Origin of the sequence: Enterovibrio makurazakiensis (assembly GCF_050336585.1) — a bacterium.
Lineage (GTDB): Bacteria > Pseudomonadota > Gammaproteobacteria > Enterobacterales > Vibrionaceae > Enterovibrio > Enterovibrio gelatinilyticus.
In genome coordinates this window covers 216,473-235,027 of the sequence record NZ_JAKJSE010000008.1, presented here as the reverse complement: position 1 = coordinate 235,027, position 18,555 = coordinate 216,473, and the positions used below count along the sequence as shown (strand labels likewise).

The following is an 18,555-nucleotide window of genomic DNA, read 5'->3' as shown; positions in this document are numbered from 1 at the left end:
CAGCGACATTGACCGCGATAACGATGGCTTGTCGGATGATCTTGAATCGCGCACCAGTGCCAACATCACCAACTGGCCTACCCTGACTGGCAATGCCGACTTCACTGACGGTACCCTCACCGTCAATGGTGGCAGTTGGTCATGGCAAGCGAATTCTGCGCGCTTCTCTACGTATGGATTTAGCGACAGCTATGGTTTGAACTTCACGGTCGATGCGCTGGGCAGCAACAATATGTTTGGCTTGGGTAACATCGAGTCCGGTGCAAGCTATGGCGATATCGACTACGCCTTCTATATCGTCAATACCACGCTTTATATCTACGAAAGCGGCGCCTATCGCGGCAACTTCGGCAGCAACAGTGTGGCGGTTGGTGATGTGCTCACGCTGGAAGTCGATAATGGCACAGTGCGGTATCTGCGTAATGGTGAGGAAATCAGGACAGTCACCTATTCGGGTGAAACACCGGATTTCTATGTCGATTCCAGCTTCTAYAATGGTGCGATGCGCCTCAGCAATATCGAGCTCACTCCCCTATCAGGCGCWGGCTTYASSGTGGATGCTGAYAACGATGGCGTGACCAACGATATCGATTTGGACTCGGACAACGACACCATTCCTGATGTGGTCGAAGCTGGTCTGACTGATGCGGACGGTGATCTGATGGTCGATAGCATTGACCTGCAAGCCAGCGTCGATCCTGCCCCCGATTCTGACGGTGATGGCATTCCAGATTACTTGGATTTAGAAAGCCACAACGCAGAGAACGACGGCACAGCCTTTGACATGCATGGCTACGACTTTGCTGCTTTCGACACCAATGGTGATGGCATGCTTACACTTCAAGACGGCGAAGGGGGTAGCGATGTGAACGGCAATGGCGTTGACGATCGTGCCGAAGACTCGGACGGTGATGGTATCTCCAACCCGAACGATGAAGACGACGATAACGACGGTACGCTCGATATCTACGATGCCTTCCCGTTTGATCCAAACGAAGACACGGACACCGATGGTGACGGCGTGGGCGATAACGGCGATGCCTTCCCAACGGATGCCACTGAGACAACCGATACTGACGGCGATGGCGTCGGTGACAATGCTGACTTAGACCGTGACAATGACGGTCTGTCCAACATTGGTGAACTAAGAGTGCCCGTGCTTGTTACCGAGTGGCCAGTACTCACAGGTAATGTAAACGTGACAAACGGTGAACTTAATGCCAACGGGGGTAGCTGGTCTTGGCAGGCTAACTCAGTGCTGTTCTCGCACTATGGGTTTACCGATAACTATCGCCTGAGCTTCGAAATTCGGGCATTGGGTAGTAACAATATGATTGGCCTCGGAAGCACTGAGTCATCTGCGTATTTCAGTGATATCGACTATGCCTTTTATATTGTGGGCTCGACGTTATATATCTATGAAAATGGCTCTAGCCTTGGAACATTTGGCTCGGTCTCCATCGACGATACGCTCTCCATCGATGTCCAACAAGGGGTTATCATTTATCGTAATAATGGAACGATACTCAGAACAACATTCTATTCTGGTCAAACACCTGACTTTTATGTTGATAGTAGCTTCCACAGTGGTGGGATCCGATTGGGGGACTTCCAGCTAATCCCTGTTTCCCCTCTAGCAGGTGTGGCCTTCACCACCGATACAGACGGAGATGGGATATCCAATGACCTAGACCTTGATAGCGATAACGATTCTATTCCAGATATCGTTGAAATTGGTCTAAACGATTTCGATGGGAACCTATTAATTGATCATCCTAACTTCGAAGGCATTCTTTCATACGCCCCTGACAGTGACAGTGATGGCATTCCCGACTATCTGGATTTGGAAAGTCAAAATGCTTCAAACGATGGGACTAATTTTGATCTGAGCAGTACTCGCTTTACCGCCTTTGACACTAATGAAGACGGTCAATTAAATAGTAAAGATCAGTTTGGTGGAAATGATGTTAACCAAAACGGCGCGGACGACCTGATTGAGCAGCAACAAGGGGCTTCTTTGGATCTTTAATTCATTTTAAATGTCAGTCGAAGATTTATGTACCCAATCAATCTGAAGATGCAGGATTCAGGTTGATTGGGTATAGAGAGGTCAGTTTGACCACTTTCCTCTCTTTTTCTTTGGCAGTAAAAACGCCCCAAAATTCCGGCAAATTGAAACAAGCCATCATCACTTTGCGCGCAATTTGTTAACACCAAATCATACACAACCCAAGCATCGTCCGTTACGTCTAAAAACTGCGAAAATACCACTTAAAATTCATAAAGTTAAAAATCAACCCCCCAATTAATTCACGTGGTTATCCACAGAATCTGTTGATAGGTCAGCAGTAAGGCAAAAGCTATTTTTACCTTTAAAAACATCATGTTATGAGAATAATTACAAAAAAATAAATTTTTCTTGACCTAATGCCAAACTACAAAGTTATTTGCAGGTAAATTATCGTGGAAAAAATGAGTGCATAGTGAGGCATTAAACTGTATGCACATCACGGTGTTACATCTAAGTGAAAGAAAAGAGTTCAGCGGGAAATGGCGGAGGAATATCTACACAAGCCACCGGCTAGCGGCTTCAAAAAGTAGGCGATCTTCGCCAGGGTGAGCAAGAAAAGAAATCCCCATCGGTGCGCCGTCAACGGTGACAAACGGAATCGTGAGTTGTGCTAATCCAGCCACTTCGGCTATCGCATACAGCCGTCGTTGATTTAAGAGAAAGGTGTTATCAACAAACATGTTGTCTGGCGCTTGTCCTGGAGACGTTGGAATCATCAGAACTTCACCGGAAGAAAAAAAGCCCTGCATATTGTCGCTAAACAGCTCTCTTTTCTTTTTCGTCACAACAAACTCTTTAAAGCTGTTTCCGCGAATACGTTCTAAGTGTTCTGCCGTCTCATCAGAAAGCTTGGGGTTATGGACATCAAGCCACTGACCATATTGTAAATCGACTTCTCGACCCAGCATCACAGAATGAATGTTATGAGCCTGAGTCAAAGCTAACTTGCTAAAATTAGGTACATGCTCAACATAGATTTTCGCTTTATTCATTGTCACTTCCCATTCAAGCATGGCTTCTATGGGTAAAAGATCCTGAAATAGAGATGTCGCGTATTTCATTGCTCTTAAGCGCACGGCTTTAGCTGGCTTTGTCCAACATTTTTCAGCCACTTGTTGTAGGACTGGAAGTTTTTTTGTCATAAAGCCAATAGCATCAAATGAAGGAGACAATGCAGCGACTCCTCTCAAGTCAACCATGCCTTGCGATGGACGATATGCAAAAAGGTGACAATACGATGCAGGGATCAACACCCCCCCACAACAGTCGTTGCCAATGGCGATAGTCGCAGTGCCTTTTGCTACCGCAATTGCCGAACCTGATGACGAGCCACCTAATCGAATATTAGGCAGTATGGGATTTGTGAGCGTTGCTAGGAATGGGTTAAGCCCGCTAATACTCGTACCAAAATCATCTGACTGAGTTTTACCTAACAGCTTACAACCAGAATGCATCAATGTGGTCACCACGCTGGCATCGTTCTTAGCAGGTGCATGTCCATCAGACCATTCAGGAATGCCAATCCCTGTCACCAAGCCTTTAACACTCACACAATCGCCCACTACCAGTCGCTGACGAGACATAACCCCTGATGGGACATCTTGACGAATAGGTTTCAATGCTTTTAGAAAGTAACTCTCTTCTGACATCGTTGGCAACGATCCTTTTCTATCCAATATTCATAAGGTTATATCTAATTGTTCTTCCTTGCTCATTACAACGTTGTTTTTTGACACTGATCTAGCAGTTCCAATCGACTGGACTTAAATGACTTACTCGTGAAAAACTCTTCATTGATTTTTAGCTTTCTACTTTGTATCCAACTTTTTGCAGAAGATCCTTGTCCATAAGGGATTCTGTAGACATGGAAATGTTGATTTTGATGCTGATATATCAAGTTCGCCGCAACACGAAGTGGCTTGTAAGGTTCATTCAGATACAAACTAAAATCGCCAGAACAATCATTCACGATGTATGAGCCATTATCACTCCGTATAGCAATGTAAGGCTTGTTTGACTCGGTGTACGATGCCAAAGACCATATACCTGTTTTCTGAGTTAGCTTCAAAAACGGCAATGCTTGTGTTTCAGTTTCTGTCTGTACAGCGTCCAACACGTTGCTGACAGCCAATGCCACCTGTTCTTCACTGGGTTTAGCATGAACCACTCGTACGATGGGCGCAGCCGCCTCAGGGGGCGTTTCGTCAAACCATCCGGTTACAAATGACCAATCAAGCATTTTCACACTCAAGACCAATACGATAACGAGCGAAGACATCGCCATGGCTGGAAGCCAAAACTTTTGAGCCCAAATAAGCAACCCAGGCATTTTCATGCCAGACTTCCTGTCCAACTCCGTTTCCATCACTTCGTTGTCAGACAAAGCTCGACGCAGTTCACCCGCGAGCTTATTTTGCTCGGCAATCGCGCTTTCTTTTTGAAGAGCAAGGCGATTGCGTTCCTCTTTTAATAGTACGAGCTCACCTTCCAGTTGGGCCACCTTACGTGAGAAATCAGCGTTTGCATTTGTATTGACGCCAATACCCTGCCCTTTTCGAGCTTGGGTGAGTTGTACTTTAAGAAGTTGGTTTAAGGCTTCAAATTCGTCTCGCTCTTTCTTGGCGCGCAGGAGTTCTCGCTCTAACGCTAAAGAGCTCGCTCCACTAGCAGACACTGAAGCAGGAATCGATAAAGCGCTCTCACCTCGACCTTTAACGATATTGTCGTAGGCATGCCTAACAAGCTGCATCAATGCCTTCGACCCACCTTTGTCAGGATGAACTCGTGTTGAAAGCAGCTTATACCTTTGCTTCACTGTCGATTCAGTGTCACCCGGCTTGGTACCGAGTAGTTCATTAAACGTAGTCATTTCTAATTATTTGATTACTTTGATAAAGATTTATCGGCAGCGGCAGAGAAAACTTGAGTGTTTTAGGGGGAACCCTCAAGTGTTGCGATGAAATGCCAGCCTCTATTTGTCTCACTATTAAGATAGTAATTTCCCCATAGTTCTGCGCATTCAATTGATGAAGTTTTGTGCTTGGCCTCGTTTTTAATTATCAATATTGGCACATTTACTTAACAGAAATTATCAATTTCACCCACCTCAGAGTGAAAATTAATCCAACTCACGATTTTTCATTGCATTCGATTTTTTGTGATCTATGATGCTATCGACAATTTGACGTTCCGTTGAAGACAGCAGGAGAGAGATGGCCTTTGCCATCCGCCGAAGAAGTAAATCTTTCAGGCACTCATACCGTGCATTTGCACCTGAGTAAGGACTGTTGTTGGAGGAGCCTCTGGAGAGAGATAGGCACGACCTATCCGCCGAAGGAGCAAACTCAATTTACCCTCATTTCTTAATGAACGTATTTTTGAGTGAAACTCTCAGGCAAAAGGACAGAGGAGAAAACTGCACTATAGCTTGCGCTTTAGTGCTGCTTTGTGCAGCTATTCTCCTCCTTTTAATTTAAGCCCACACTTTCATTACTTTTCATTGAAAGCTTGGCATGAAAGGGGGAATCATGAACCATTCACTTTATAACTTTCTTCAAACCATCGACAATCTTGTCTGGGGTCCACCTCTACTGCTTTTGCTAGTAGGCACGGGGGTATATTTCACCTTCCGTCTTGGTGCAATTCAATTTTTTAAACTCCCTCTTGCACTCACGTACCTTTTCACCAAAGAAAAAGGCGTGAAAGACAAAGGTGATGTTTCTAGCTTCGCCGCATTGTGCACAGCCCTCTCTGCCACCATAGGCACCGGCAATATAGTTGGTGTGGCGACTGCAATAAAATTGGGTGGCCCAGGCGCTCTGTTTTGGATGTGGATGGCAGCCCTATTCGGCATGGCAACCAAATACGCAGAATGCCTACTTGCTGTGAAATATCGCGAACAGGATAAAAACGGCAACATGCTGGGTGGCCCTATGCTGTACCTTGAAAAAGGTGCAGGTCAAAAGTGGCTTGCTCGCCTTTTTGCTTTCTTCACAATTGGTGTTGCCTGCTTTGGTATCGGAACATTCCCTCAGGTGAATGCCATTGTTGACGCTGGATTTATCGCATTCAATGTCCCTCAACATGTCACTGCAATCGTACTCACTTTGTTAGTAGCAGCAGTCACCATTGGTGGCATTCGCTCGATCGCAGGCATCGCTAGCAAAATCATCCCCACAATGACAGTGGTTTATGTCACGGCTTGTGTCGGCATATTGTTTAATCACGCAAGCGCGATTCCTTCCGCAATCAGTTTGATTGTCGAATCTGCATTTACCAGCACAGCAGCAACGGGTGGCTTTGTTGGCGCAAGCATTATGTTAGCGATTCAATCAGGTGTTGCTCGCGGTGTGTTTTCAAACGAGTCAGGATTGGGTAGCGCCCCCATGGCTGCGGCATCTGCACAAACCAATTCATGTGTTCGCCAAGGTCTGATTTCAATGGTGGGTACCTTCCTAGACACCATTGTAATTTGTTCGATGACAGGTCTAGCTCTTGTACTGACAGGTGTATGGTCAATGGACATTGAAGGCGCACGCATGACCACTGAAGCCTTCTCACTTGGCCTTAACCAAGATTTTGGGCCTATCGTTGTCGCTATTGGCTTAATGTTCTTTGCGTTCACGACGATTTTGGGATGGAACTACTACGGTGAGCGTTGCGTCGTTTACTTATTTGGGCAACGTGCAGTCTTACCCTATAAGTTGGTGTTTGTTGCCTTAGTCTTGTCTGGTGCGTTCATCAAACTCGACATGATTTGGCTACTCGCTGACATCGTCAATGGCTTAATGGCGATTCCTAACCTTATCGGTTTGATCATGCTTCGCCATGTAGTCGCAGATGAAACCAATGCGTATTTCGAAATGTTAAAAACGAAGCTTTCCAATCAGCCAGACAAGTGTCCGCGTATCAATGTTTAGCAATAGGCTTTATCGCTAAGAGACTGCCTGAGTAAGATAGCTAGAAGATAAGCACAAAAAAAACAGCGCCCCAAGAGGCGCTGTTTTTTTTGATGCGATGACTGCTTCAAGCGAGCTTACGCAGTTTTAGCATTGAGCATGTCACTAAGACCGAGTTTTCCGAAGATAGCGTCATAGTGAGCGAAGTTAGGGATACGTGTGTGGTGTTGAACTTTCGTGCCCACTGCGACAAATTCATACCCCAAGGTACTCGTTGCCATCTTGTCCCATTCACCATCACCAAAGTAGACACGACGAGTGAAAATAGCGCCAGTATCTTGCTTGGCTCGGAATGCAGCCAATGCCATGATTTCACTGCGCGTCATCGCATCAGAACAAGATGCAAAGCTAACGCCGCTAACGTCAAACCCAGCCGCTTTCAACTTCATTCTCGCTGATTCTTCCCAGCCACCCGTCGCAATCGCTAAAATCACGTTCGGGTGAGATTTCATGTCATTAACAAATTTTATAGCGCCAGGCGTTGCCGCAAGTTCTGTGGCGTTACTGGCAATATATACACGCAATTTTTTCAGAAATAGTGTTTTCACTTCTCTTAGAATACGCATCCTTTCATGTCGCATTCCTTGTTGCTCAATCAGTTCTTCTAAAATACCGACGTCGGTGACATTGGTGAATGCCCCCCAATCATCGGTTAACTCTATACCCATCACTTCTTCAACCGCAGATCGGAAGCAATCGGAGTCAAAATCATAACTATCGATAAGCGTACCATCGACATCTAACATAAACAGGTTCATTAGCGCCTTTCCTCAAATCTTGTCATTACTCTACTCAAGGCTGATTTGATATCGCGCTTGGCATTTCCCAGACACGCAAACGAAACATTGTATTTACATACGCAGTCCATTGGCAACTCTAATATGCATATTTAGAGATAGTAGACTGTCTTGATACTCAGTGCACCCCGTATTGTAAATCACGAAAATAGACAATGACTTACGGTAAGAAAAAGAGTGAATGTGTACGACAAATTGTTGAAAACTGTGCGTTGTGTTTTTTGTATAAATGAGAGGCCGAATAGAACGCCATGACTATATAGAAGCGGATCAGAGGCAGCCCACTCAATCAACCTTTCAATAGCATATTGTTAACATAACAATGTTTGTATCTGATGTGACGAAAGTGACCAAATTATGGGCACCGTCTCGCTTATTGACTTTACTATCAGAACAGTTTGAACACACAACGCGCTGTGACAGAAAGAGAAGTAAAATTTGTTCGATAAAGTGTGCTTGTCAAGACTTGAAGATCACACGATATAGTGGTTTGATCTGCGCCCTTGCCAATCAGAGACACAATATAGTGTCTTTGGACAAGTTTCGCTCAACAAGTCGGCATTACTCTCGAGGTGCAATTTATAATGGCCAAAACCAAGTCAGCTTCTGAAATCGAACTTACTGGTGTTCTAGCAATTCCATACCAAGATACGTCCATGGAAATCTGGGACAGCAAGTACCGCTTAAAAAGCAAACACGGTGACGCAATCGACGAAACACTCGACGATACGTTCAAGCGTGTTGCTCGTGCTCTAGCTGATCTCGAAGAAAAATCGGTACAAGATAAATGGTATCAAGAATTTCTGTGGGCGCTTCGTCACGGTGCTATCCCAGCAGGACGTATCACGTCTAACGCTGGTGCTTTCGAGCACAAACCTGCGACATCAACGATCAACTGTACGGTAAGTGGCACCATTGAAGACTCAATGGATGACATTTTGGGTAAGGTGCACGAAGCGGGTCTAACGCTAAAAGCAGGTTGTGGTATTGGCTACGACTTCTCTACCCTTCGTCCACGCGGTGCATTCGTATCTGGTGCAGGCGCATACACGTCTGGCCCACTGTCGTTCATGGATATTTACGACAAGATGTGCTTTACCGTGTCGTCTGCTGGCGGACGTCGAGGTGCCCAAATGGGGACCATGGATATCCGTCACCCTGATGTGATGGAATTCATTCGCGCGAAGCGTGAAAACGGTCGTCTGCGCCAATTCAACTTGTCATTGCTGATCAACGAAGAATTCATCGAAGCCGTGAAGAATGACGGCGAATGGCAATTGATCTTCCCTGTGACTGAAAAAGAAGCACGCCAGGACAAAACAGACCTAAACAACGATGCAAGCATCGTATGGGCAGACTGGCCGAGCAGCGAAGGGTTTGTTGAAGACGAACTTGGCCGCATCGCATGTAAGATCTACCGCACTATGCCAGCACGTAATCTTTGGAACGTCATTATGACGTCAACTTACGACTACGCTGAGCCGGGCTTTATCTTGATCGACAAAGTGAACCAGATGAACAACAACTGGTTCTGCGAAGAAATTCGTGCGACAAACCCGTGTGGCGAGCAACCTCTCCCACCTTATGGCGCTTGTCTCCTAGGTTCAGTCAACCTAACCAAATTCGTTCGTGACCCATTCACTGAGAATGCGAAGTTCGATTGGGAAATGTACCGTAAGGTTGTAGCGACCTTCACGCGCATGCTGGACAACGTGGTTGAAATTAACCAATTGCCGCTTGCAAAACAACGTGAAGAGATCGAAACCAAACGTCGCCACGGTATGGGTTTCTTGGGCTTAGGCTCAACCCTAACCATGCTGCGTCACAAATACGGCAGCGCTGCGTCTATCGCATTCACTGAGCAAGTTTCTCAAGAAATGGCGATTACGGGTTGGGAACAAGCTGTTGCACTCGCTGAAGAGAAAGGCGTTGCACCTGTCATGGACCAAGAATTTGTTGTTACCGCAAAAATGCTACGTCTACGCCCAGAAATGGCGGCAGATGGCATTAAGATCGGCGACAAAGTGAAAGGTAAAGTACTTCACGCAAAATACAGCCGTTACATGCAGCAGATTGGCGACATTCGCCCTGATTTGATTGCAAAACTGGTAGAAAAAGGCGGTCGCTTTACCCACCACAGCTCTATCGCACCGACAGGAACCATCTCACTGTCTCTTGCGAATAATGCCAGTAATGGTATCGAGCCAAGCTTTGCTCACCACTACACGCGTAACGTAATTAAACCAGGCAAGAAATCGAAAGAAAGCGTTGATGTATTCAGCTTCGAATTGCTGGCTTATCGCGAACTGATCAACACCAAAGCAATGCCTTACAGCACGAAAGAAGACGAGCAATTGCCGGAGTATTTCATTACTGCTGATGACATTACGCCAAGTCAGCACGTTGAAGTTCAAGCTGCCGCGCAGCGTTGGATCGACTCTTCGATTTCGAAGACAGCTAACGTACCAACTGACTTCCCATTTGAGGACTTCAAAAACATCTACATGGATGCATACGACAAAGGCCTGAAAGGCTGTACGACCTTCCGCTTCAACCCAGAAGTATTCCAAGGCGTATTGGTGAAAGAAGAAGATCTTGAAAACACCACGTATGTATTCGCGTTAGAAGACGGTTCTACCTTCGAAGCGAAGGGCAACGAAAAGATTGAGTACGACGGTGAAATCCACTCGGCAGCGAACCTTTACGATGCGCTGAAAGAAGGCTACTACGGTAAGTTCTAATCACACCGGAATACAATTGTTGGGATGGCTTGAGATCAAGCCATCCACTATGAAAGAAGTAATTCGTTATGACACGTAAAATTGAAAGCAAAATTGTTTCATACAAAGTAAAGAGCAAAGACTCTGCTGACGTTGCGCCAGTTGCGCTTGTGCCAGAACTGCCAACCATCGAGACGATGCATGAAGAGATGCCGCGTCCAGAAATCTTGCTTGGCACCACTTACAAGCTAAAAACACCAGAGCATGTTTCTGAGCATTCGCTGTTTATCACGATCAACGATGTAGTTCTGAACGAAGGCACGGATCATGAGATTCGCCGCCCATTCGAGATCTTCATCAACAGCAAAAGCCTTGAGCACTACCAATGGATTGTGGCGCTAACACGCATCATTTCTGCGGTATTCCGTAAAGGTGGTGACTGCACTTTCTTGGTTGAAGAATTACGTTCAGTGTTCGATCCAAAGGGTGGCTACTGGAACAAAGGGAAATACGTACCATCACTGATTGCTGAAATCGGCAATGTGATTGAACAGCACCTAATGAAAATCGGCATGTTGCGTAACCCTGAAATGGATGAGCACCAAAAAGCATTTCTTGAAGCCAAGCGCGCTGAAAATGCGGCAAAAGAAGAAGTTAAGGAAGAAGAGCCTGTAAATACCGGCTTTCCACCCAGTGCGACCCTTTGCTACAAATGCCACAACAAAGCCGTGATTGTGAAAGACGGTTGCCAAACCTGTCTGAACTGCGGCGATTCTAAGTGCGGCTAATGCACCTAGTGTCATCATAGAAAAAGGCTTCCTTAGGAAGCCTTTTTGTTATCTGCCTATCTATACCCAAACAATCTGGAGATGCAGGATTCAGCGAGCATCTTCAGGTTGATTGGGTATATACGTTAATACGTTACTTCTTTTTTGGACTTCACTTCTGAAACGCCCTCTAATCCTGAACGCCCTGCATCTCAACTTGTTCGATTTTTTCGAATGATAGCGACGGAAATTTACGCTTTGTCATGCTCAACGTTTTGCTTATAGTGATCATCAATAAAGAAATCAGTATTTTATAAAGAATTTACGGAGCGTCTAATGGCAAGTGTTTTAGTTTTGAAATCGAGCATTCTCGGCGAGTTTTCATCATCGACAAAACTGATCGACGGGGTAATTGAACAGTTCGGTAATGACCATTTCGTTATCGATCGCGACTTAGCTGCTCACCCTGTGCCTATGCTCGATGGTGAAATAATGGCTGGCTTGCGTGGCGCGGAAAACCCAACGCAGCGACAACAAGACGCACTGGCATTATCCGACCAATTGATCAATGAAATCCAAGCCTGTGATACCTTGTTAATCGCAGCGCCCATGTACAATTTCAACATTCCAACCCAACTTAAAAACTGGTTCGATCTTATCGCGCGAGCAGGCGTCACTTTCACCTACACAGAACAAGGCCCTAAAGGCCTACTAACCGGAAAGAAAGCCATTGTTGTTACCACACGTGGTGGTTTACACAAAGACACACCGAAAGACCATATCACCAACTATCTGATTACTTTATTGAATTTTTTTGGCATTAGTGACATTGAGTTTGTTTACAGTGAAGCGCTTGCGATGGGTGAAGCCTCTGCTGCGGCATCATTGGAACAAGCATCAAACGAACTTTCCGATCGGATGTCTTTAACTTCATAGATTGCCAACGTCAAAGCGCTGCAGACTCATCTCTTTGCGCTTTGCTTTATCTGTTTTGGGCGTTTAATCGCCCTTTTTTTCATCGGTCCGAAGAACGAATATCGATCTCCCTCTCAGCCTGATACAACCGTCATTTTCTTTTATCTAAAAATCCCGTTTCATGACGCATCTAACATTCCTTCATTTGGAGTTATAAGTGATTAAAAGCAATCCATTTTTGGGTAAAGATTCTGACCGTGCAGAAATTTGGGACATGCTAGTCGCCAAAGATATTAAGGCTTACACCCAAGCGGACTGGTCAATGGTTGAGAACGATTTTCTAGAACAAGAATTTTTCGCTGTTAACGCTGGGTTTGACCAAGACCCAGGAAACTGGAACCTTGCCTTCTCTCGATTCGATGATTACCGCGATTCATGGTTAGAAGCGGCAAGAGCCAGTCTTGATACTGAATATGCAGAACCGCTCGAAGACGCCATTCACACGCTGACCACACTTGAACAAATCGAAGTGAAAGACGGCAAAGCGATCGCACGTAAGCAGTTCGATGGCACCATACAGGTTGTCGGAAAAGAACCTGAAATCCTAAAATGGCAAACGCTTTATTATCTAAAACAAACGCCATCAGGTTGGAAGATTGTCGGTTTCACTGGCTACCTGCCCTATACTGCGTAAATACTGATATAGCCAAACCGCCTGAAGATACAGGACTCAGAAAGCTTTACTGACGTCATTATCAATACCTCAGTAAAGCTCGCCCTCAGTGAGGGCGTCAGGTTGATTGGGTATAAACAGGCATAAAAAAACGGGCTAACATCGCCCGTTTTTTATCGCCTACGCATCACTCCACTGAATGCTCTCAACCACATAAAGCAGCCACTAGCTCAGTTAAAAATCCATTTGTAAGTAAATGGTGTTGTAGTTGCTGCCGCCTTTTATTCGTCCAAACTGGCTGGCTTTCTCAAAGATGGCTGAGCGGTGATGAATGGAATATCCAAGCCAGAGGTTGTTCCAACTCTTTTTGCCAATCAAGTCACCTACATTCACATCCACGGAAAAATCTAAGTAGTTAAGAAGATGGCTGGGTTCATACCCTTTGCGCTCCATCTCCGATCTTTCCACATGAGTTATGTTATTCACATAGGACAGACCTTCTGCCACACCAAATCGCCACGTTGTTGGCCAATCAAACGTGTAATAGGCCTTTATCGCCATGACGTATTCAGGCGACGAAGCCTGTACTTCCGAACTCCAGTGCCAAACGATGCCTGGGGTAAGATAAATATCCAAAGGAATGCCAAACAAAGAATCACTGAGTGGATGCCCATAGAAGAAGGATGTCAGGGTGTTTCCATACGGGTCTTTTTGTGAATCACCCGCAATAATCTCACCAATGTTTGATGGCGTCGCCCAACCTTGTGCCAATCGCCAATAGGGTCTTGTTGATATCTCTTTCTTTCCGTGGCGTTTATTGTCATTGAAAAAGCCAAAGCCCGCGTACACTTCGCCCTGCCAATCCGTATCAATAGTCGAAGCGTGGCGAACATTCTCATCGAAATAAGTCGCATAAGCCGCCCCGACCAAATACAGGTTCGAATACACGTGATATCGTGCGCTCATACCCGCTTTGACATCAACTCCAGCACCAATATGCTCGCCTTCATTTCTATATTCTGACAGCCCGTAATAGAAACTGTTAAAGTCAGCGCCTTTATAGCGCGCAGACACCATTGCTTCGATATCGGCATTATCCGTCGACAATTGCTTTCCAAGTTTGGCAATACCATGAAAACGCGAGTCTTTATCTGATAGCACGTCGATATCTGCATACCAACCATCACCTAACTGACGTGTGAGTTGGAAGCCAAAATCACCGGTATCACCACCAACATCGTTCTGAACAGCGGTGGGTAAATCGATGAAACGCATACGAAGGATTGCATTCGCTCGCCAATCACCATCTTCCCACAAACGGATACCACCCTCTGTACCTCTAATAAAAAAAGCTTCATCTTCATAAAACATCATCGGCACAAAGCTAGATACATTCGCACTTCCGCCTTCAGTATAAGGAACCCCCGCGGTTCTTACTGTTGCAGCAATGCCCCAGTCTTCACTTCGTTTTAATCGCAGAGAGTCAACACTTTCGGTCGGTGAGGATTCGGATACAGCAAGAATAGGCGTATTTTGAACGTCAGTATCACCCCAACTAAGCGGCGCAAGTATGGCAGTAGCGAAAGCAACAGATTTAGATAAGCTCGGCATTAGAAAACAGAACGATAATTTCACATTGGCTCTATTGTAACCTAACTCAGTTTATTTTCCGGACAGAGAGGTCGAAAAAAGAGTGGAAAAGCAATTACTTTGCCCACCCTTTCCCTTTTGCGACTAGTGTTCTCGCGCCGTTAACACGAAGAGATCGACATGCCCAATGAGAGCAGGGTTGATGGGGCGTATGGGGTTCGCGTTATGCCACACTGCGTGATCGTCAAGCAATGCGACGTCCCCATCATTCATTGCCAATGAAAAAAAGGGCTCTTGCGTTTTGTCTTTATAGACAAGAATTTCGCCTCCTTGCACATTTTGGCGATGGATCGCCGCAATCGCAATATGGTCAAACCCATCCTGATGGACACCTTCCGGTGACACTGGCGTCATGTCGCTAAGTGTAATCACACGCATCTGATGTATCTCAATATCTTGGTGGTCATCCAATTCATTGTTGTCTTTGAACAATCGGCACAGCTCAAAAAAACCTTCTGAGTGAAGCACGTTGTCGGATAGATCTTCAAATTGGCGAACAATTCCACCTTGATGCTGATTAATTGACTTACTTTGCACAAAGGTATGCTGCGGCATGTGGCGCACAGAACCGTCATGACATTGCACAATGGAATAGCGTCTTAGTCTGTATTGACCATCGGCGTACGGGGTAGTTGGCAAATGCTCAAAGGTTGGTTCTAATTCTCGTACCGCTTGGTCGCTGATATGACATAGCTGCATGAGATAGTCTGGATGATACATGATACGTCCTCCATTTCGATTGAACGTCATGTGTTTCGGATAAGAAGCACACGACAACAGTCTTCACATAAAGTTAACGCCACCGCATCAGTTTTGACAAATTTACACAGAGTGATTAATTAATCGATATGGGATATACGCACAGATAAACTATACATATAACAAATGTCAGAATAATAATTTGCGTAATTTGATCTGAGCCTCGTGTAAAAACACAGATTGAGAACTTCACCTCGAACCTCGTCCTTCCATTCAGCTAACATTCATCTTCAGTCGATATGATGAAGTTGTAGTCACTCACAGGACGCTAACCGAGTGACCCTCAACCAACAGAGGTATTTAGATGGGAAGAATGTTTAAAGCGCTGATTATCGTTCCTATTTTGGTGATTCGTGTACCTGCTTACGCAGAGCAACTCGACGTAAAAACACCCGAAATTAGCCAGAGCATTTCATATCAGCAGCCACAAGCAAGTCACGAAGCGAGCCTTTCAGAGCTATTTTCTATTCCTTCATTCCGTGCCCAAGCCATCGCACAACCACATGCCGATTTAACCAAGCTTTATGCCGCAGCCCCAGCTGCTCAGGCAGAACTAGAACAACTTGCCAGCGACATTGCCAAACAAAGTAACGGCAACGTGTTATCCGCTGGATTGAAAGGACTGGATCGCGCAACCGAAAAGGTCGATAAAGAACTCGATGGTGATGTATCACGCCTCACTGACATCGTTCGAATCACCGTGGAAACGGACTCAATAGAAGATTTGAATATCGCTTATGAGCAATTAGCTGCGTCAGCGAAAACAATGGAAGTCATCAATCGTTTCCATACTCCTCGCCCATCTGGATATCGAGATATTAAAGTCTTGGTGGCTTTGCCAGAAAGCAAACTGATTGCTGAAGTTCAACTTCACTTAAAAGCCATTTCTGCGGTTAAAAATGGTAAGGAGCATGAGAACTACGAGCAGATACAAACCATCGAGCGCAATGCGACGTTGAATGCTCGTGATTTGAGCCAATATGAAGTGGCAAAAATTGAAAAGCTACGAAAAGAGTCTCGTGCCTTGTATGACCATGCATGGCAAGGTTATGAACCGTACGGTATTGCCATTTAGTGCATTTCAAAAACTATAAGGGCGCACTCTGCGCCCTAATTTTTTTTGCATGTTAATGCTTTACGCTTTCAACAGTCGAAATCACTGCTTCCTATTCCGTGCTTTCAGCGCTAAGGCTAAACTCAGTCACTGTCACTTGCTCACCAACCATTTCAACAAAACTTTGAGCTGGAATACTTTTCCACTCATGTCTGTCTAGCTCAAACGGCTCAGATGCAAGTACAACACCGCTGTCGACGCTTTTATAAAACATGGTTGGTGGCGTACCGAACGAGGCGTAACGCAAAGCCCAGTATTGATGACCATCGCTGATACACAATGCCGCCTTGAAAGGCTGATCATTAATGCCCTTATTACCCATCTCTACTTCAATCATGCTAATCACTCGTCTTAATGCCAATTTGGGGTTTTGATCTAACCCGTGCTGCATTAAAAGGAGGAATATCAGCTCACTATCTGTTGTACCTTTGCGCTTTAAATAACAAGGCTCATCGAGTTGTCGCTCAAGTTGATAACGAACTCTTTCGAACTCTGGGATTTGCCCATTGTGCATAAAGAGCCAATTTTTTACGTTGAACGGATGGCAATTCTCTCGAGATGTATTTGCGCCAGTCGATGCTCTAACATGCGCCATGAATCGGTGTGAACGAGTATGTTCTGCGAGAGACCGTAAGTTAGCATCAGACCAAGCGGGAAGCACTTCGCGATAAAGCGCAGGCGTTGGCTTTTCACCGTACCAAGCCGCACCAAAACCGTCAGCGTTTACTGCTGTCACCGCTTTTGACGCTTCCATGCTTTGCATCACCAACGAATGATTAGGCTGATGTAGCATTTCATCCAGAAAACACGGTTTACCTTGGTACGCCAGCCATCTACACACGACAATTACTCCTTGATTATCATATCAGTAGTATGACGCAATCTCGGTTTATTGCAGTGCGACGTGCCACAAAAGCACGAAACGCGGCTCAGCCAGGATGACCATCAACGCGCGCTTTCAACAGCATCGGTCCAAAGCACATCACAAAGCCACCGAATGCAACGGTCCACCCTATTCCCGCTACAATGACCCATGTTTGCAAATACTCAGACCAAAGTATCGCACCCACCACCCGCACTAACGTGGCGAACACCAATGCCAAATACGCGAATCTGAACTTGGGTCCTTTATAAATCGCTCGACCTGTATGACCCATGCTCACCCGAGCAATCATTGCCAGTATGACGCCGGCTAAAGCCCCCATAGCGAACAAATGAATCAAGGAGTGAGAAATCCAAGGGTTGCTGACAAAAATGGCCTTTGCAATTAAGCCGACAGGAAGCGCCAAATAAAACAAATGCAGTGACCACACTAAAGGCTCACCCATCGACTTCAACCCCTGCCAGCGATAAAGACGATAAGCCTGCGCTAAACCAGCGATACCCATCAACACAGCACTGACCAATACTGGAAGCAAAGGGAAGAAGCTCATTACCGCCAACATCAGCAGTGGAAGGATCGCCACAACATCGAGCCACAACATCGGTTTTGGCGGCTCAAGTTGAAAACGCTTCGCAGTGAAAAATGGGATCACTCGACCACCCATCACAGAGATCAATATCATGAACCACCACAACATCGCCTGCCACAGTGCACTGGATGAAAACGGCGGCATGCCTTTGACTGTCGCGTAGCTTGCCAAATTAGCGCTTGCAGCCACAAGTAACATAGGAATGAAGAACAGGTTACGCCAACGCTTAGTGACGATTACTCGATAACCCACTTCCCAGCCCGTCATTGCAAGGAATGCGGTATCCACAATCGCTATCACTGACAAAGGCGTATCAGTCCAAAACAGGATTCTCGCTGCTAACCAAAGCATGACAATAAACGCGAGCTTGACTCCCGACGTGCCTTTTACGCCCGTCCACGTTTGTACTGCTGTCAGTAAAAAGCCGGCAACAACGGCCATCGCGACACCAAACAACATCTCATGAGCATGCCACCACATAGTCGGAACACTTAGTGGTGATGGACTGCCGCTCGTAAATAGCCACACCCATACCGCGATGGAAAACATAGCGTAAATACCTGATACAAGAAAGAAGGGTCTAAAACCGAGACGAAGGACGGGTGGAATCTGTTCTTCTTTTTGTTTATCGACGATATTGAGCATCATAGCATTCACCT

General features: G+C 45.7%; 13 protein-coding genes, 1 pseudogene and 2 riboswitches. Of the genes and pseudogenes, 7 read left to right on the top strand and 7 right to left on the bottom strand.

Going from position 1 to position 18,555, the window contains the following annotated elements; all coding sequences use genetic code 11:
- Window positions 1-2,029: pseudogene (locus tag L4D06_RS07300) on the top strand (hypothetical protein); the annotation flags it as partial.
- 536 nt (window positions 2,030-2,565) lie between these two features.
- Here the strand turns inward: L4D06_RS07300 and L4D06_RS07295 are convergent.
- Together L4D06_RS07295 and L4D06_RS07290 are read right to left on the bottom strand one after the other, a co-directional pair.
- Window positions 2,566-3,720 carry an amidase family protein gene (locus L4D06_RS07295; protein WP_429738510.1) on the bottom strand — a complete coding sequence of 385 codons (1,155 nt, stop codon included), beginning with the start codon at window positions 3,718-3,720 and terminating at the stop codon, window positions 2,566-2,568.
- Between the two features lie 65 nt (window positions 3,721-3,785).
- Entirely contained in the window at window positions 3,786-4,940 is a 1,155-nt protein-coding gene (locus L4D06_RS07290; protein ID WP_429738509.1) for a hypothetical protein, read from the bottom strand.
- Window positions 4,941-5,263: 323 nt separating this feature from the next.
- A riboswitch (glycine riboswitch) is annotated at window positions 5,264-5,343 on the top strand.
- Window positions 5,344-5,363: 20 nt separating this feature from the next.
- A riboswitch (glycine riboswitch) is annotated at window positions 5,364-5,487 on the top strand.
- A 111-nt stretch (window positions 5,488-5,598) separates the two neighbouring features.
- On the opposite strand from L4D06_RS07290, the gene L4D06_RS07285 reads away from it, so the two are divergent.
- The gene (locus L4D06_RS07285) at window positions 5,599-6,990 is read left to right on the top strand and encodes an alanine/glycine:cation symporter family protein (protein ID WP_274165536.1); all 1,392 of its coding nucleotides are present in this window, start codon (window positions 5,599-5,601) and stop codon (window positions 6,988-6,990) included.
- A 116-nt stretch (window positions 6,991-7,106) separates the two neighbouring features.
- Here the strand turns inward: L4D06_RS07285 and L4D06_RS07280 are convergent, their stop codons facing one another.
- A complete protein-coding gene (locus tag L4D06_RS07280; protein WP_429738508.1) occupies window positions 7,107-7,787 on the bottom strand; it encodes an HAD family hydrolase in 681 nt (226 codons plus the stop codon).
- A gap of 623 nt (window positions 7,788-8,410) precedes the next feature.
- Between L4D06_RS07280 and L4D06_RS07275 the strand changes: the two genes are divergently transcribed.
- The 4 genes from L4D06_RS07275 to L4D06_RS07260 all read left to right on the top strand — a co-directional run bounded on the left by L4D06_RS07275 (window position 8,411) and on the right by L4D06_RS07260 (window position 12,922).
- Entirely contained in the window at window positions 8,411-10,567 is a 2,157-nt protein-coding gene (locus L4D06_RS07275; RefSeq protein WP_274165538.1) for an adenosylcobalamin-dependent ribonucleoside-diphosphate reductase, read from the top strand.
- A gap of 68 nt (window positions 10,568-10,635) precedes the next feature.
- Window positions 10,636-11,334, top strand: a complete 699-nt coding sequence (locus L4D06_RS07270) for a TSCPD domain-containing protein (protein ID WP_028024136.1) — start codon at window positions 10,636-10,638, stop codon at window positions 11,332-11,334.
- Window positions 11,335-11,649: 315 nt separating this feature from the next.
- The gene (locus L4D06_RS07265; RefSeq protein ID WP_429738507.1) at window positions 11,650-12,249 is read left to right on the top strand and encodes an FMN-dependent NADH-azoreductase; all 600 of its coding nucleotides are present in this window, start codon (window positions 11,650-11,652) and stop codon (window positions 12,247-12,249) included.
- 196 nt (window positions 12,250-12,445) lie between these two features.
- Window positions 12,446-12,922 (top strand): hypothetical protein, encoded by a 477-nt coding sequence (locus L4D06_RS07260; protein ID WP_274165541.1) that lies wholly within the window; start codon window positions 12,446-12,448, stop codon window positions 12,920-12,922.
- Window positions 12,923-13,135: 213 nt separating this feature from the next.
- Here the strand turns inward: L4D06_RS07260 and L4D06_RS07255 are convergent, their stop codons facing one another.
- Window positions 13,136-14,536 carry a MipA/OmpV family protein gene (locus tag L4D06_RS07255; RefSeq protein WP_429738505.1) on the bottom strand — a complete coding sequence of 467 codons (1,401 nt, stop codon included), beginning with the start codon at window positions 14,534-14,536 and terminating at the stop codon, window positions 13,136-13,138.
- A 99-nt stretch (window positions 14,537-14,635) separates the two neighbouring features.
- On the bottom strand, window positions 14,636-15,271 hold the full coding sequence (locus L4D06_RS07250) for a 2OG-Fe dioxygenase family protein (protein WP_274165543.1): 636 nt from the start codon (window positions 15,269-15,271) through the stop codon (window positions 14,636-14,638).
- 343 nt (window positions 15,272-15,614) lie between these two features.
- Between L4D06_RS07250 and L4D06_RS07245 the strand changes: the two genes are divergently transcribed.
- Window positions 15,615-16,385 carry a nucleotidyltransferase family protein gene (locus L4D06_RS07245; protein WP_274165544.1) on the top strand — a complete coding sequence of 257 codons (771 nt, stop codon included), beginning with the start codon at window positions 15,615-15,617 and terminating at the stop codon, window positions 16,383-16,385.
- A 91-nt stretch (window positions 16,386-16,476) separates the two neighbouring features.
- On the opposite strand, the gene L4D06_RS07240 is transcribed toward L4D06_RS07245, so the two are convergent.
- The gene (locus L4D06_RS07240) at window positions 16,477-17,265 is read right to left on the bottom strand and encodes a class II glutamine amidotransferase (RefSeq protein ID WP_429738503.1); all 789 of its coding nucleotides are present in this window, start codon (window positions 17,263-17,265) and stop codon (window positions 16,477-16,479) included.
- Between the two features lie 88 nt (window positions 17,266-17,353).
- A complete protein-coding gene (locus L4D06_RS07235; RefSeq protein WP_429738518.1) occupies window positions 17,354-18,541 on the bottom strand; it encodes an NnrS family protein in 1,188 nt (395 codons plus the stop codon).
- Between the last annotated feature and the right edge of the window lie 14 nt (window positions 18,542-18,555).

Bases quoted from the DNA above. Each gene is read 5' to 3' on its own strand.
- L4D06_RS07280 (WP_429738508.1), bottom strand. From the start codon at position 7,787: ATGAACCTGTTTATGTTAGATGTCGATGGTACGCTTATCGATAGTTAT.
- L4D06_RS07290 (WP_429738509.1), bottom strand. From the start codon at position 4,940: ATGACTACGTTTAATGAACTACTCGGTACCAAGCCGGGTGACACTGAA.
- L4D06_RS07265 (WP_429738507.1), top strand. From the start codon at position 11,650: ATGGCAAGTGTTTTAGTTTTGAAATCGAGCATTCTCGGCGAGTTTTCA.
- L4D06_RS07245 (WP_274165544.1), top strand. From the start codon at position 15,615: ATGGGAAGAATGTTTAAAGCGCTGATTATCGTTCCTATTTTGGTGATT.
- L4D06_RS07250 (WP_274165543.1), bottom strand. From the start codon at position 15,271: ATGTATCATCCAGACTATCTCATGCAGCTATGTCATATCAGCGACCAA.
- L4D06_RS07270 (WP_028024136.1), top strand. From the start codon at position 10,636: ATGACACGTAAAATTGAAAGCAAAATTGTTTCATACAAAGTAAAGAGC.
- L4D06_RS07235 (WP_429738518.1), bottom strand. From the start codon at position 18,541: ATGCTCAATATCGTCGATAAACAAAAAGAAGAACAGATTCCACCCGTC.
- L4D06_RS07275 (WP_274165538.1), top strand. From the start codon at position 8,411: ATGGCCAAAACCAAGTCAGCTTCTGAAATCGAACTTACTGGTGTTCTA.
- L4D06_RS07285 (WP_274165536.1), top strand. From the start codon at position 5,599: ATGAACCATTCACTTTATAACTTTCTTCAAACCATCGACAATCTTGTC.
- L4D06_RS07295 (WP_429738510.1), bottom strand. From the start codon at position 3,720: ATGTCAGAAGAGAGTTACTTTCTAAAAGCATTGAAACCTATTCGTCAA.